This is a genomic window from Butyricimonas sp. BSD2780061689_150309_C8 (assembly GCF_015560935.1).
Taxonomy (GTDB): Bacteria; Bacteroidota; Bacteroidia; order Bacteroidales; family Marinifilaceae; genus Butyricimonas; species Butyricimonas paravirosa.
On the sequence record NZ_JADMSV010000003.1, the window covers coordinates 35,367 to 50,914 of the forward strand.

Annotated in this window: 9 protein-coding genes and 2 riboswitches; of the genes, 8 read left to right on the forward strand and 1 reads right to left on the reverse strand. The window is 49.9% G+C overall.

Annotated elements, in window-relative coordinates; genetic code table 11:
- Positions 1–89: 89 nt before the first annotated feature.
- A complete protein-coding gene (locus tag I2I33_RS04625) occupies positions 90–2,447 on the reverse strand; it encodes a TonB-dependent receptor (protein WP_087419793.1) in 2,358 nt (785 codons plus the stop codon).
- Between the two features lie 105 nt (positions 2,448–2,552).
- Positions 2,553–2,754, reverse strand: a riboswitch (cobalamin riboswitch).
- Between the two features lie 181 nt (positions 2,755–2,935).
- Positions 2,936–3,146: riboswitch (cobalamin riboswitch) on the forward strand.
- 52 nt (positions 3,147–3,198) lie between these two features.
- Here I2I33_RS04625 and I2I33_RS04630 point away from each other — a divergent pair.
- The 8 genes from I2I33_RS04630 to I2I33_RS04665 all read left to right on the forward strand — a co-directional run bounded on the left by I2I33_RS04630 (position 3,199) and on the right by I2I33_RS04665 (position 15,534).
- A complete protein-coding gene (locus I2I33_RS04630; RefSeq protein ID WP_087419658.1) occupies positions 3,199–5,412 on the forward strand; it encodes a TonB-dependent receptor in 2,214 nt (737 codons plus the stop codon).
- Positions 5,412–6,338: a sirohydrochlorin cobaltochelatase gene (locus tag I2I33_RS04635; RefSeq protein ID WP_087419657.1), complete on the forward strand. Its 927-nt coding sequence runs from the start codon at positions 5,412–5,414 to the stop codon at positions 6,336–6,338. The genes I2I33_RS04630 and I2I33_RS04635 overlap by 1 nt, the downstream gene beginning before the upstream one ends.
- 7 nt (positions 6,339–6,345) lie before the next feature.
- Positions 6,346–7,839: a PepSY domain-containing protein gene (locus I2I33_RS04640; protein ID WP_087419656.1), complete on the forward strand. Its 1,494-nt coding sequence runs from the start codon at positions 6,346–6,348 to the stop codon at positions 7,837–7,839.
- Between the two features lie 132 nt (positions 7,840–7,971).
- Positions 7,972–9,378, forward strand: a complete 1,407-nt coding sequence (gene cobJ / locus I2I33_RS04645) for a precorrin-3B C(17)-methyltransferase (RefSeq protein ID WP_087419655.1) — start codon at positions 7,972–7,974, stop codon at positions 9,376–9,378.
- Positions 9,379–9,641: 263 nt separating this feature from the next.
- Positions 9,642–10,826, forward strand: coding sequence for a precorrin-6y C5,15-methyltransferase (decarboxylating) subunit CbiE (gene cbiE, locus I2I33_RS04650; RefSeq protein ID WP_087419654.1), 1,185 nt, complete (start codon positions 9,642–9,644; stop codon positions 10,824–10,826).
- A 4-nt stretch (positions 10,827–10,830) separates the two neighbouring features.
- Entirely contained in the window at positions 10,831–12,651 is a 1,821-nt protein-coding gene (gene cobM, locus I2I33_RS04655; protein ID WP_087419653.1) for a precorrin-4 C(11)-methyltransferase, read from the forward strand.
- Between the two features lie 195 nt (positions 12,652–12,846).
- On the forward strand, positions 12,847–14,637 hold the full coding sequence (cbiD, locus tag I2I33_RS04660) for a cobalt-precorrin-5B (C(1))-methyltransferase CbiD (protein ID WP_087419652.1): 1,791 nt from the start codon (positions 12,847–12,849) through the stop codon (positions 14,635–14,637).
- A gap of 114 nt (positions 14,638–14,751) precedes the next feature.
- A complete protein-coding gene (locus tag I2I33_RS04665; RefSeq protein WP_087419651.1) occupies positions 14,752–15,534 on the forward strand; it encodes a hypothetical protein in 783 nt (260 codons plus the stop codon).
- The last annotated feature ends 14 nt before the right edge of the window (positions 15,535–15,548 follow it).

Genomic DNA, 15,548 nt, shown 5'->3' on the forward strand with positions numbered 1-15,548 from the left:
CCGATTCGAGACTGCTTACAGGCTCAATACCCCAAAGGGGGAGGGAGTTTGACATCCTCCTTGACTTCTTTCAAATTCCCTTTCTTTAATTAAAAAGTATAGGAAACCGATGCCTGATAATTCCGGGGTTTCGCCATGATCGTGGTTCTCTCGAAATATTCCTTGTCAAACAAGTTGTTAATGTTCAATGCCAGTGTTACGTGATTCTTGATCGTGTAGAAAATACCCGCATCCATCAACCACAAGGCCGGATCGTACAACCGGTTATCTATATTCCGGAACACCTTATCCTTGAAATTCCCACTTAAATGGAATGACAAATTCTTTAGCACCCCGCGTGGTATCGTGTAATCGGCATAAGCGTAGAATGTCGTACGAGGCACACCCGTGGCACGAACATTTTTATTCTGTTCCTTATATTTAGAGAAACGTCCGCTCTCGGCAATTTCCCGCAAACGATAGTCCGACCAACCGAGACCTCCCGTAACTTGTAAAGTCGGTAACGGACGAACAACCACCTCAATGTCAAAACCTCGCGAGTCGGCTCTTCCGACTTGTCCCCGAATACTCTTCTCGGTAGCAACACCATCCACCAATACAGTCGTGTCACCCAGACTCTTCACGATATTATACTTACGAATATAAAATACACTCGCGTTAATATCCACCATCTCGTTCAAGGTGTAACGTACACCGACTTCCGTGGAATACCCTTTTTCCGGCTTGAACACTTCGCCCCCATCCTCGTCAGGATTGAACTCGTTACCCTTGCGGTCCAAATACATCACGGTAGGACTATATGTTGTGGTTACAGGATTGAAATAAGAAGAAATAGAACCGTAGAATGACAATTCAGGCATAGGGAAATACACGACACCCACCCGATACGTGAATGCCGAGGTCTCCACCTCTTTCCATTCTTTCCTGTTCTTCGTTTCATATTTCTGTTTCCCGTCATCAATCGTAGCACTTGATGTTTTCCGGCTATACAAATCCACACGTCCCGAGGCCATCATCTTCCATTTATCATTGAATTCGATCACGTCATGCAAATAAATTCCATGCGTTCTCTCCGTGCGCAGAGAAACGGCTGAAACTTTCGTGTCCCACCATCCTTGCACGATATGCGGGTCCCGCACAGGCAAAAGTGCATCCAAACCGGGCCCCCACAAATCGTCATCTCCATAACCGTTATACTGGGCGAAATCAAAACAATTGTACGTCCATCCCAACGTGTAGTTATGTAACACGGAACCTGTCTCGAACTTCCCGGTCAACTCGATCGTATTATTCACGTTTTTGTGGTCCGGGTTAAAATTCAACGGATTCTGACGGGCAGCATTTCCTCGTTGAACCGTATCCAAGTCAACATACACCTTCTCGTCTTCTGACTTATAATAATACCATTTATATATCGGATCCTTAGAGGTACGATAAGAAAGCCCCTCAATACAATGATAATCCAAATCACTGTGGAAATAGGAAAAACGTTCTTTCAACTTCATCCAATCCGTGATCTGGTAAACGTATGACACAGACATATCCCATACTTTCCGTTTCATGTAATTATTGGCAAAGTCATTATAAACCTCGCGGTAATCCGCCTCCGGGTGGCGATCCCCCTTCAGCGCGTACGGTTTGTCTCCGTCCACGTAGAACATATCACCGGGCATAACGGGTGCAGCCCCGATCTCGGTCGTGTAATCATCATCGGCATAACTACCGGTCACATCAATACGTCCCCACTTTCCTAAATCAGCTCCCAAAACACCATACACGGAAAAACGATTTGCATTCACCTCACGCCATCCGTCACCCGTTGAATAATTGATATTGGCACGATATTCGAGAGGTCCCACAAGTTTTCCCCCGAAACCAAGAGTAGCCCGTCTCTCATCCCAGCTACCATAACTGATACGAGCGTTGGCCGAAAAATCGGGAGACGCTTTCTTGCGCACGATATTCAACACTCCGCCCATAGCCGAATGTCCGGCCAAAATAGCGGCGGGTCCTTTCAACAATTCGATAGACTCCACGGCAGCCAAATCCCCGTAAGGCACGTTATTATTCAACGTCCGCTCATCGCGAATCCCGTCAATCATAACAACCGCACTCCCCTGTCCGCGAATAGAAAACTGTTGAAACTGCCCGTATTGCTTGTCTTTCGCTACAATTCCCGGCAAAAACTTAACGGCATCCATCAGATCAACAATTCCCTTCCGGTCAAGCATCTGGCTAGACAACTTGCTCACCGTTATCGGAACGAAACGTAAAGGCACATCCAATCCCAACAAATCAATCCTCTTCTTTTTCTGCATCACATCCACCTGATCGATACGGAATAAAGAGTCCGTGATACTCTTTTTCTTTCGCTTATCGTTCTCTTGAGCGAAAAGCGAACCGACGCACACAAACAGCAACAATGCTAATACAACAACTTTTTTCATACAACTATATATTAATAATGAATAAGCATTATTAACATAGTCTTTTGGGCAACATGAGTTTAAGGTAAAATCCATCTTTTTCCCTCTCGCTTTTTTTCCCGAAAGCTATGGTTTATCTAGTTCGGCAGGTCTTCTGACTTGTTCCGGATTTTGTTGCCTTCCCAGTTTATAACCAGTGACATTTGAAGTACAAAATCCCTTGTACAGGAACTTACAGCTGCGGGTACAGTCCCGGATTCACACCGGATTCCCTATTAAGCATCACCTCCATGACCGAAGGCTTCGCACCAAAACATGGCGCGAATGTAATATATTTTTTTATATTATACTTTTTCAACATGATTTTTTTATTTCCATAATTCAATCATCATAACAAACTGACAACCAATCCCTATAATAAAAACTCCAACAATGTCCCTAACGAATCTCTATACCTTCTCCCGGTATCATTTTTCTCATCCAACCGTAACCTTTTGTCAAAAAATATATACATTTGTGCCGTCTTAGGTGATGTGTTAATGCTCAATTAACATACAAGAGGGAAACCGGTTAGAATCCGGTACAGTGCCCGCTACTGTGATGCCCGTTTCTCCCTAACGAGGAGATTCAAAGAAAGGTTCTTACACCACTGTTCGTAAGGACGGGAAGGTATCTTTCTTAGGCGTAGTCAGGAGACCTGCCGAGACAAACACAGGTAATAGCGTATTCTCGGGGCCAGGAATACTATTATAAACTTTAAAACTTAACCCGAATGAAAAGAATTGTAGTACTGACTACATTATTCATGCTGACTTTGGCAAGCGTCTCGCTAGGGCAGATCACGTTGAGAGGGAAAGTGATCGATGCAAAAAGCGGGAAAGCACTTATCGGGGCCAATGTACGATTAGTCGGAACAAGCATCGGAATCGCCACGAACAACAAGGGCGAATTCGTCCTCGAAAAAGTTCCCGACGGTACCTACACGCTCCGGGCCAGTTACTCCGGTTACGAAGTCAGTTCCATAAAAGTCAGTAGTAGCAAAAGTGACATTCTGTTCCAACTGAAAACATCACTGATCAACCTCGATCAAGTCGTTGTTTCGGGAACGGGAACTCACCGAAAATTAAAGGACTCGCCAGTCCCCGTCGAGGTCATGACAGCCTCGGACATCAAAAAAGGCGGAATCTCCACCATCGAGGATGCCCTCGTGATGCTAAATCCCTCGTTTAGTTTCCGACCAACAGCTATGGGTACAAACATGACCCTTAACGGAATGAAAGGAGATTATATCCTTGTTCTCGTGAACGGGAAGAAAATGACCGGAGATATTTCCGGTTACGTTGACCTCTCCCGAATCGACATGGGTAGGGTAAAACGAATCGAAGTCCTTAAAGGTGCAGCCTCCTCCCTCTACGGATCGGACGCTATTGCGGGAGTGATCAACATTATCACAGATCAGCCGCATGACGCCCTGAACATCGTGTCCACGACCCGATTAGGAGGCAAGGGCAGTTTTATCGAGAACGTCAACGCGGACATCAACGCTGGCAAATTCTCGTCCTCAACCTCTTATCAAAGGCGCCAATCTGACGGCTGGCAACTCAGTAATATCACAGAAGATAGTGTACCTACCCGTCGCAAAGTGTCTGATAAATTTCACTCGGACATCGTGAACCAACGTTTTGCCTTCGATCCATCAAAAAATCTGAACTTGTACGTGGAAGGAAGTTACTTTACCAAAGAACTCGACCGTCCCGTGAACAAGGATGCTAAAGACCTTTCCGGATTCGACTATGATATGTCATACGAGAACTACGCCGTGGGATTGGGGGGAAAATATCTGTTTGGTAATTCCGCTTATATTAGCTTGGATGTCAACGCCAACAACTACGAGTACTACAAAGTATACACCCGTGCCATCGAGTCCAAGGGCGACACTACCACCCACGTTGGAGATGAAATCCTGACCAAACGTCAACGCTACTTATCTGCCAACCTAAAAGGAGTATTCAAGATCGGTAAGTACAACAAAATTTCCATTGGAACCGAGTACATCAAGGACTACTTAAAGAATCCCACCGATCTGGCGGAGAGTAAAGATGTCTATACGCTGGCTCTTTATGCACAAGACGAAATTCGTCTTTTCAAAAAACTCCAATTAGTACCCGGTTTCCGTTACATCTACCACGAGGCATTCAAGAATCAGTTTACGCCCAAACTTTCAGCCATGTACAGCCTAGGAAATTTCAACTTCAGGCTCTCGTACGCAGCCGGATTCAAGGCTCCCTTGTTGACGGACCTCTATTATTATAAGGAATCTGCCAAGAAAGGAAAATTAACCGTCGTTATCGGGAACCCCGATCTGAAACCGGAGAAATCGAATTACTACGCTTTCAACACGGAATATGCGGGAAAGTACTGTAACATCTCCGTAAACGGGTATATCAATGACCTCCGTAACGTTATAGAGTCAAAGAAATTACCCCTAACACCGGAAGACGAAGCCAACAAGGTCACTTCCCGAGAAACTTACGAGAATCTGGACAAAGCCCGGACACAAGGAGTTGATATTTCCGTTAACAGCTACCTCGGTGCGGGATTTTCTCTAGGTGGTGGATATAGCTACGTGGATGCCCGGGATAGGAAAACCAAAATTCGTTTGGAAGAAAGCATCCGTCACTCGGCAACCGTCAAGGCGAATTACATGCACGAATGGACAAACTATCGTCTTAACGTGAACCTAAACGGACGAATTCAAGGCAAAAAATTCGTGAAAGCCCAAGAGATTGACGCCCCCAAGTACCAAATCTGGAATCTGACGACGAACCACTCTTTCTCTCCCGTGGGTATGTTCCTTTTCGAAATCAACGCGGGAATCGAGAACCTGTTCGACTATTCCCAGAACCTGCCTTACGGCTCTAATCTCGGAACATTAAGTCCGGGAAGAACATTCTTTGCAAGTTTAACTATTAGATTTAAAAAATAATGAAAACAATTATCATCATACTATCCCTCTTTATCAGTCTTAATGTATTAGCCCACGGTGGCGGTGGTTTCAAACATTCCGATATATTCAAGACCCTCGGTCCTAATGACAAAGTAGCCATTCTCATGGTGCACTTCGGTACAACTCACGATGATACCCGAGCCTTGACCATCGATGCCATCAACAAAAAAGTGGCACAAACATTCCCCGGAGTGGAAGTACGTGAAGCCTACACTTCCCGCATGATCATGCGCCGTCTGAAAGAAAAAGGAATAACCAAACCCAACCCGACGGAAGCCATGAACAAACTGATTGCCGACGGCTATACCCACTTGATCCTTCAACCCACGAACATCATCGAAGGAATTGAAATGGAAGCCCTGCAAAAAGAAGTTGCATCATACCAAACGAAGTTCAAAGACATTCGCTTAGGGACAGCTCTTCTTCATTCTCCCGAGGATTACCAAGCCGTGGTAAAAGCGATTGCCGCATCAATCAAGGACAAGGAAAAAGGGGATTGCGTCTTCGTGTGCCACGGGACCTACCACCCGGCAAACTCAACCTACGGGATGCTCGACTACGTGATGAAAGCCCAAGGACACAAGAACTACCACGTGGGAACGATCGAAGGTTACCCCACGATGGATGATGTAATCCGCGAACTCGAAGCGAATAAGGCAAAAGAAATAACACTTGTTCCTTTTATGTTCGTAGCCGGAGACCATGCCAAAAATGACATCGCCGGGGACTGGAAAGACGAACTGGAAAAGAAAGGCTATAAAGTAAACGTCCTGCTCAAAGGACTGGGAGAATATCCCGCCATACAGGAACTTTTCATCCAACACGTGAAATTCGCCACCAAACACCAACGGGAAGACATCACCGTGAAGAAAAAGAAATACGAGAAAACAGACGATATAGACTAACCCGCCCATGTTAACCAAATTGTTTATCCATATCCACCGGATACTGGGATTAATTCTCTGTATCCTGTGCTTTTCATGGTTCATATCCGGAATCGTGATGATCTACCACTCCTTTCCTCGTGTAAGCCAAGAAGATCGGTTCACTCGTGCGGAAATTCTTGATACGAATGGCTTGCCCGCTATCCAAGACGTGTTACTCCGTCTCCCTGCCAAAACGCCAACCCACAGCCTCTCTCTGAACAACCCTTATGGAGATCCCGTATTCAGTATAGGAGGGGGACGCCAAAGCGTTGAGTTATACGCAGACACTAATGTCGTGGCTCCCATTATTAACGACGCACTCTGTGAAAACCGGGCTGCTCGCTGGTGTGCCGATCGAAAGATTACCCGGGTGGATACCTTACGCACCCTCGACCAGTGGATACCCCTCGCCCACTACAAGCGGGAATTTCCCATCTACAAATTCTACTTCGACGGTCCGGAAAAGTACCAGCTTTACGTCTCTTCCCGAACCGCCAATATCCTGCAGTTTACCGATTCCGACAATCGTTTCTGGGCATGGTGTGGGGCCATTCCCCATTGGGTGTATTTCACCGTTATCCGAGGTAACCAGAACTTATGGACACAATTCATGTACTGGGCATGTTATCTCGGAATGTTCATGTGTTTTACCGGATTCGTTCTCGGCATACGTTCCTACTGGCTCGCTCGCCGAAAAGGCTTTCTCCGCTCTCCATACAAGAAACAGTGGTTCAAATGGCACCACATCACGGGTTTCTTTTTCGGTATATTTGTCTTCACGTGGATACTGAGCGGCTATATGTCCATGGCCCCGCTTCCCTCGTGGCTCTTTGGCAAACAGGACTCCCGCGGATTCCGCCAAAGCCCGGCCGAAAGACAAGCCCCATCACCTGCCGACTATGCCTTGGACTATCGAAAAGCCATCGCACTCACAGCCACGTCGGATGATCCTGTCAAAACCATCGAGTGGACCCACTACCAAGGTATTCCCCTCTATCGTCTCCGCACGGTCAGCAAGGAAGTGACTTTGGACGCCTCCATTGACACGATTCGTCCTTTCCGCATCACGGAAGAGATGATACTTGCTGCCGTCAAACGTCTCGCCGGGGACTCAACCACCTACTCCATCACCAAGATGAACGAGTACGACAACTACTATATATCCCGTCGTCGTCCTCTACCGCTCCCCGTCTACAAGGTCACGTTCGACAACAAGGCGAAGGATTGTTATTACTATAACCTTGAATCTTTCCGCCCCGTTCACTACGACACCAACGGACGCTGGAAACGCTGGCTTTACCGTGGTCTTCACACCCTTGACATCAAATTTCTCGTCGAGCGCCCCGCACTATGGACCGTGGTCATTTGGACCCTTCTCCTTGGCGGTGCTGTTGTCTCCTTCACGGGAATCGTACTTTCGGTGAAATACCTCAAAAACAGGTTTATAAAGTTCGTAAAGTTTATAAGGTTCATAAAGTAGTGTCTCCCCGCAGGTACCTTTTGGGACAGCCCAAAACTCCATCCGAAGGACGCCCGGCACTTTATAAACTTTACAAACCTTATAAACTTTACAAACTAAATCGTAACTTTGCTCGAAATAACGTCTTTATTTATGAAACACGGAAAAATATATGTCGCCGGCATCGGGCCGGGTAGCGAGGAAGACATTACCCCAGCCGTACGGACAGCCATCATGCAATCGGACGTTGTGGTGGGTTACAAATATTACTTTAACTTCATCCGATCCATCGTCCGCCCTGAAACGGAGTGCATCGATACCGGGATGAAAAAAGAGAAAGACCGGGCAGCCCTTGCCTTCGAGTATGCCGAACAGGGACGCACCGTCTGTGTTGTCAGCTCCGGAGATGCCGGAATATACGGGATGGCACCCCTCGTTCTTGAAATGAAACGGGATAAAGCGAGTGATGTTGAGGTAGAAATCCTTCCCGGAATCAGCGCCTTCCAGAAAGGAGCCGCGTTACTGGGAGCCCCTATCGGGCATGACTTTTGCATCATCTCCCTCTCCGATCTCATGACCCCGTGGGAAAAGATCGAGCGTCGCATAGAAGCCGCCGCGTCTGCCGATTTCGTGACCGCCGTCTACAACCCCAAAAGCGAGGGACGCTACTGGCAACTCTATCGCCTGAAAGAACTATTTCTCAAATACCGCGAACCGGAAACCTCTGTCGGCTACATCCGCCAAGCCGGACGTGAAGAACAAGAAATTAAGATCACGACACTACATGATTTCGACCCGGAAGAGATCGATATGTTCACGATCGTAATCATTGGAAATTCTCAGTCCTACACGTGGAATGACAAAATCATCACTCCCCGCGGTTACTACCGGGAACAATGTACCGAAAACGTTGGTATCGGGCAAGAAATCATGATGCGCAGTTTCCGCACCATCGAATCCGAACTAAGGGACAAAAACATCCCCCTCGGCCGTAAATGGGCGTTGTTACACGCCATCCACACCACTGCCGACTTCGATATGGAGAACATTCTCTACACCGACAATGACGCCGTGGAAACACTCCATACTGCCCTGCACGATGGCAAGGTACGCATGATAGTAACCGACGTCACCATGGCAGCCTCCGGAATCCGCAAGGGAGCCCTCGAACGCCTCGGCATTGAGGTCAAATGCAACCTCGACGATCCTCGTGTGGTAGAAATGGCATCCCGTCTCAAAATCACCCGCACACAAGCCGGCATACGCCTTGCCGTGGAAGAACATCCCGAAGCACTCTACGTTTTCGGTAATGCCCCCACGGCTCTCATGGAACTATGCAAGCTCATGCGCCAGGATAAGGCCCATCCGATCGGTGTTATCGGTGCGCCCGTCGGTTTTGTCAACGTTCGGGAATCCAAACATATGCTGAAATCTTTCACCCGTCTACCCAAGCTCGTTATAGAGGGGCGCAAGGGAGGTAGTAACCTCGCCGCCACCCTCGTCAACGCCATCCTTTGTTTCGATGACGCCGCACAGCTACGACCGGGAAGAGACCTTTGAGGAATTGAAAATGGAGAATTGAAAATTGAAAATGAAAAAGACTACTACCCCCTCTGGCTCCCCCTTGCACAGGGGGAGCAACGAACGCAAGAAAGCGCCTCAATGTTTCAATGTAGTATGTCCTCCCCCTGTGTAAGGGGGAGTTAGAGGGGGTAGTTGGAAAGGTTAAAGATAAAAACTAAAAGATAAAAGTAAAAGAAACCTGTAACCTGTAACTCGCCAAAGGCGAATCCCGGCTAAAATCTAAAATCATTAAATCTAAAATGAATAACTTCACCATCATCGGTATAGACGACAAAGATCATCCCGAATTACCGGAACAGGCCCGGGCGGCCATCGCCACCCATCACGTTTTTTCCGGGGGGAAAAGGCACCACGAGATCATGCGTGACAACCTGCCGGAGGCCCACCTCTGGATCGACATCACCATCCCGCTGGACGACGTGTTCCGCCAGTACGAAAACCACCCGGACATCGTTGTTTTCGCCTCCGGAGACCCACTCTTTTTCGGTTTCGCCAACACCGTGCTCAAACGTCTACCCGACGCCAAGATCACCCTGATCCCCACGTTCAACTCCTTGCAGACATTGGCTCACCGCCTCCTGCTTCCCTACCACGATATGCACGTCGTTTCCCTCACCGGGAGACCGTGGCACGAGTTCGACCGGGCACTCATCGAGGGACAGGAAAAGATCGGCGTGCTTACCGACCGGGAACACACGCCGGCCACCATCGCCGAACGTATGCTCCGTTACGGGTACGACAACTACATCATGTACGTCGGCGAGGCCCTCGGCAGTGACACTGAAACCGTCCGCGTCCTCGTTCCCGATGATGCCAAGGCCCTCACCTTCCGCCACCCGAACTGCCTCATTCTCTACCGCACGTACGAGCGGCAGCGGCATTTCGGCATTCCCGAAAGCGATTTCGAACTGCTCGACGGACGTGTCAACATGATCACGAAAGCTCCGATCCGCCTGCTCACGCTGGCACAACTGGACCTTCGTCGTTATCAAACCCTGTGGGACATCGGGTTCTGCACGGGCTCCGTCTCCATCGAGGCAAAACTCCAGTTCCCTCACCTGCACGTCGTGGCTTTCGAGCAACGCCCTGAAGGCGAACGTCTCATGGAAGTCAACGCCACCCGTTTCGGAACGCCCGGCATCATCACCCGCATCGGAGACTTCCTGCAGGCTGAACTAGACGATCTCCCCGCCCCCGACGCCGTATTCATCGGCGGTCACGGCGGCCGACTGGACGCCATCGTCCAGCGCATCTCCACGCGACTTCCTCACCGTGGCGTTATCGTCTTCAACTCCGTCACCCCCGAAAGCTGCGAGCTATTCGCTAACGCCGTCACCCGTCACGGTCTCAACGTCGTTGATTCCCAACACGTGGCCATCAACGGCTTCAACCCCATATTAATCATGAAAGCACTAAAAATATAATCCCATGAAAAAAATAGCCATTATCATAGCCTCCCATCAAGGACTGGCACAGGCCCTTACCATACACCGGGAACTTCCCGAAACAGAACTATTCTACGCGGGCGAAGGACAGGAAAACCCCTGTACCTCCATCGACTCCATCCCGGCCTTCGTCGCCACCAACTTTACCCGCTATGAAGGTCTCGTCTTCATCGGCGCTCTCGGCATCTGCGTCCGGGCCATCGCCCCCTGCATCCACTCCAAGTACACGGACCCCGCCGTCGTCAACATCGACTCCACGGGCAAACATGTTATCTCCGTCCTCTCCGGTCACGTTGGGGGAGCCAACGAACTCACCCGCCGACTTTCCTCCATACTCGGCGCCGACCCCGTCATCACCACCCAAAGCGACAACAACGACCTCTGGGCCCTTGACACCATTCACGAAAGATTCGAGGGATGGATCCCGGAACCCGTCGGACCGATGAATGAAATCATCTACAAGTTCGTCAACCGTCGCCCCGTGGCCCTACTCCTAGACATCCAAGATAGCGGAACCCGGAACCTCGAACGTACCGCACCGCCTCACGTTGACATTTACAACTCCTTTCAGGACATAGACCAGAAGCGTTACGAGGCCTTGATCATCGTCAGCCCCTTCATCTACCCCGTCGTTATCCCCACCCTCTACTATCGCCCACACGTGCTTTCCCTTGGTTTTGGGTGTCGGGAAAACTGTGACCCGTCGGGTGTACGGGAATATATCACCGCACGTCTCATCGAGGCGGGAATCTCCCCGACCAGTCTCACAAACCTCGCGACGATTGACATCAAAAAGGATGAACCTGTTGTCGACCTTCTTACTCACAGTTTAATACTTTCAATGGACTCGTACTCGCCCGACGAACTCCGGGACATCACCGTTCCCAACCCCTCGGAGAAAGTACGTGAAGTAACTTCTTCCCCCAGCGTTGCCGAGGCCGCCGCCCTGAAATCTACCGGGAATACCCGTCTGCTCCTTGAAAAACAGAAAGGTAAACTCAGCGAGGGCAATGACTTCACTTTTGCCGTTGCCATGAATCGCGCTGTCGAACGCCGGGGATTCATCGAGATCGTTGGGGCCGGTCCCGGAGACCCGGAACTGATCTCCGTTAAAGGCAAACACTTCCTCGAACAAGCCGACCTCATCCTCTACGCCGGTAGTCTTGTTCCCGTGGAACTCACGTACTACGCCAAACCCGGTGCCACCGTGCGCAGTTCTGCCGACATGACCCTTGAAGAACAATTCGCTCTCATGAAAGAATTCTATGACCGGGGCCTCTTCATCGTGCGCCTACACACCGGGGACCCCTGCATCTACGGTGCAATCCAGGAACAGATGGCTTTCTTTGACGAATACGGCATGGATTACCACATCACACCGGGTATATCCTCTTTCCTTGCAGCGGCAGCGGCCTTGCAGTCACAGTTCACCATCCCCGAAAAAGTGCAGACAATCATCCTTACCCGCGGAGAAGGGCGTACCCCGATGCCGGAAAAAGAGAAACTCCACCTGCTGGCCCGTTCGCAAAGCACGATGTGCATCTTTCTCAGTGCCTCTATCGTTGATCAAGTGCAATCCGAACTGATGCAACACTACCCGCCAACCACCCCCGTCGCCGCCTGCTACCATCTCACGTGGAAAGACGAGCGGATATACCGGGGAGAATTGCAAGACTTGGCGAAGATCGTGAAAGAGAACAACCTCACCCTCACCACCATGATCGTCGTGGGTGACGCCATCGACAACCGACAAGGCCTGTCGAAACTCTATTCACACCAGTTCAAACACCTGTTTAGAAATTGAAAATGGAGAATTGAAAATTGAAAATGAAAAAACTACCCCCTTGGAAGATAAAAGTTAAAAGATAAAAACTAAAAGATAAAAGTAAAAGAAACCTGTAACTCGCCAAAGGCGAATCCCGGTTGGAATCTAAAATTTAAAATCTAAAATTAGCAAGGCCCTGTGTGGCTGGAATCTAAAATCTAAAATTAAAACGTCATGATTCTCATTTTCGGAGGGACAACAGAAGGAAGAACAGCGGTAAAAGTACTCGATGAGGCAGGTAGTCTCTACTACTACTCCACCCGTGGCAATGCCCAGCAAATCGAATGTAAACATGGGACCCGGGTAGCGGGAGGCATGGATCATGACGCCATGATGGAATTTTGCTCGACACACGACATACGCCTCATCATCGACGCCGCCCATCCCTTTGCCTCTTTGCTCCACACCACCGTGGCTGCCGTTTCCGAACAACTGGATCTGCCCGTCATACGCCTCGAACGTCGTTACCCGCCACGAGACGAATCGCTCGTGTGGTGTGACACCTTCGATGACGCCATTGATTACCTCGAATCTCACGAAATACGTGATCTGTTGGCCCTTTCCGGGGTCCAGACCATAACCAAATTACAACGTTACTGGGAAAAACATCCCTGCCATTTCCGTGTACTCGACCGGGACGACTCCCGGGAGATCGCCCGCCGGGCCGGATTTCCCGCAGAAAACCTCCTTTTCTGGCAAGAGGGACAGGACGAACTAACCCTGTTCCGCCAGCTACGTCCCGGGGCTATCCTTACCAAAGAAAGCGGTGAATCCGGGTACTACGAGGAAAAAATCACCGCAGCCCGGCAACTGGGCATCCCGGTCATCGTCATTCGCCGTCCGCCGCTCCCCGACAGTTTCTACGTCGTGAACGGTGAACACGGCTTGCGCTACCGCGTGGAACGCCTCCTTCCCGGTTTTTACCCTCTCCGTAGCGGGTTCACCACCGGAGCGTGCGCCACGGCAGCCACCCGTGCTGCCCTCGAAGGCCTTCTTTCACGAATTCCGCAACACTCCGCCACGATTACTCTTCCCGATGGAGAAACGGTAACCCTCCCCGTCAGTTCGTGCGTTCTCACCAAAGATAGTTGCACCTGCGGGGTTACCAAGGATGCCGGAGACGACCCGGATGTCACGAACGGCTACACCATTTTTTCCACCGTCTCTCTCGCAGACATTCCCGGAGTGCGATTCCTGCCCGGCGAAGGTGTCGGTACGGTCACCCTTCCCGGCATCGGCATACCCGTTGGCGATCCCGCCATCAACCCGACACCCCGCCGCATGATCACCGGTGAGATCGAACGGTTGCTCCACACTCATGGTACGTTGTCCGGCGTGTCCGTCCGCATCTCCGTACCCGGAGGTAGCGAACTCGCTCAAAAAACCTTCAATCCCAAACTCGGTATTACCGGGGGAATCTCTATTATCGGTACTTCCGGCATCGTCCGTCCCTTCTCCTCCGAGGCTTTTGTCAACTCCATACGCAAAGAGATACAAGTTGCCCGGGCCCTTGGATGCACGGAACTCGTTATCAACTCCGGAGCCAAGAGCGAAAATTACCTCCGCTCCCGCTTTCCCCACCTCCCTCCGCAAGCCTTCGTACATTACGGCAACTATATCGGAGACACCCTCCGTCTTGCCGAAGAGGAAGGTATCACCCACCTCACGATGGGCATCATGATCGGTAAAGCCGTCAAGCTCGCCGAGGGACATCTGGATACGCATAGCCGCAACGTCATCATGAACCGGGACTTCATCGCCGCCCTCGCCCGTGAAAGCCACTGCTCCCCGGAAAGCGTTGCCCGCATCTCCGGAATAACCCTTGCCCGTGAACTTTGGGAACTTTTTGCCGACACCCCGGCCTTTTTCGCCCTACTTGTTGATCGCTGTCTCGCCGTCTGCCGTCCACTACTTCCACATGCAAACTTGGATATTATACTGGTTCCCGAACATAATCAACCATAGCCCCACCCGTAAGCGTCCTCTAGCCCTCTTCCCGTTCTCCTCTCCTTTATCTACTGCTCTTCTACTGCTTTTGTACTGCTCCTATACTGTTTATATAGTATAAATATTGTTTATATGAAATTAAATGCTTATTTTTATCTTCGTGGAGAACTAGGAGAGACCAAGAGGATCGTTAAAGGATCCAGAGACTCTCCAGGAAACACTAAAAACACAATCATGCAAGTAGAAGGCACCTCGTTAACTCCCAAAAAACGCTTCCGGGTGGGAGGCATCACCTATTATTACAGGCTTGGCAAACTGCAGGCCTGCCCCAGCAAGCGCTCAACACTCAAGAAAAAGAAGAAAAAAGATGAGAACGGCAATATTATCCCTGATCGAACACCGAAACAAAGGAAAAATAACATCAAATTCACCTTTGCTCGCTATATGTTCGCCTTCATTCGTGAGAGATTTGGAGACCTGCCCGTCTGGAAAATTGCCGCAGCCCAACGAGGGATGACCGATGATAATCTGATACACGCAACTAACTATAAATACTTGGACGAAAAGGGTGAAATCCTTGACATGGAAGGTTTTCAAGTCAGTCTTGGCTCCCTCGCCCTCCCCCTCAACCTACGAGCGACACGGATCGGTACGCTTGTCACCATCACGTGGGACGATTCACGGGATGCCCCCTCCGCAGCCCCGACAGACCGGATGATGGTAGGTATATTCTATGCGGATTACCGCGACACTTTCACGCTCGAAAAAGAAACCGGAGCTACCCGTAGAGACGGGAAATGCGAAATCACCCTTCGCGATGACGACGGTGAAGTGTGTATCCACCCATTCTTTGCACGCGCAGATAACACAGCCTTTTCCGAGGATAAAGCGATCACACTTCCCGACACGGAATAATCCCGAAAAAATGC

What these genes read in the sequence shown, in the direction of transcription:
- I2I33_RS04665 (WP_087419651.1), top strand. Translation starts at nt 14,752, where the DNA reads ATGAAATTAAATGCTTATTTTTATCTTCGTGGAGAACTAGGAGAGACC.
- I2I33_RS04630 (WP_087419658.1), top strand. Translation starts at nt 3,199, where the DNA reads ATGAAAAGAATTGTAGTACTGACTACATTATTCATGCTGACTTTGGCA.
- I2I33_RS04640 (WP_087419656.1), top strand. Translation starts at nt 6,346, where the DNA reads ATGTTAACCAAATTGTTTATCCATATCCACCGGATACTGGGATTAATT.
- I2I33_RS04635 (WP_087419657.1), top strand. Translation starts at nt 5,412, where the DNA reads ATGAAAACAATTATCATCATACTATCCCTCTTTATCAGTCTTAATGTA.
- I2I33_RS04625 (WP_087419793.1), bottom strand. Translation starts at nt 2,447, where the DNA reads ATGAAAAAAGTTGTTGTATTAGCATTGTTGCTGTTTGTGTGCGTCGGT.
- cbiE (WP_087419654.1), top strand. Translation starts at nt 9,642, where the DNA reads ATGAATAACTTCACCATCATCGGTATAGACGACAAAGATCATCCCGAA.
- cbiD (WP_087419652.1), top strand. Translation starts at nt 12,847, where the DNA reads ATGATTCTCATTTTCGGAGGGACAACAGAAGGAAGAACAGCGGTAAAA.
- cobJ (WP_087419655.1), top strand. Translation starts at nt 7,972, where the DNA reads ATGAAACACGGAAAAATATATGTCGCCGGCATCGGGCCGGGTAGCGAG.
- cobM (WP_087419653.1), top strand. Translation starts at nt 10,831, where the DNA reads ATGAAAAAAATAGCCATTATCATAGCCTCCCATCAAGGACTGGCACAG.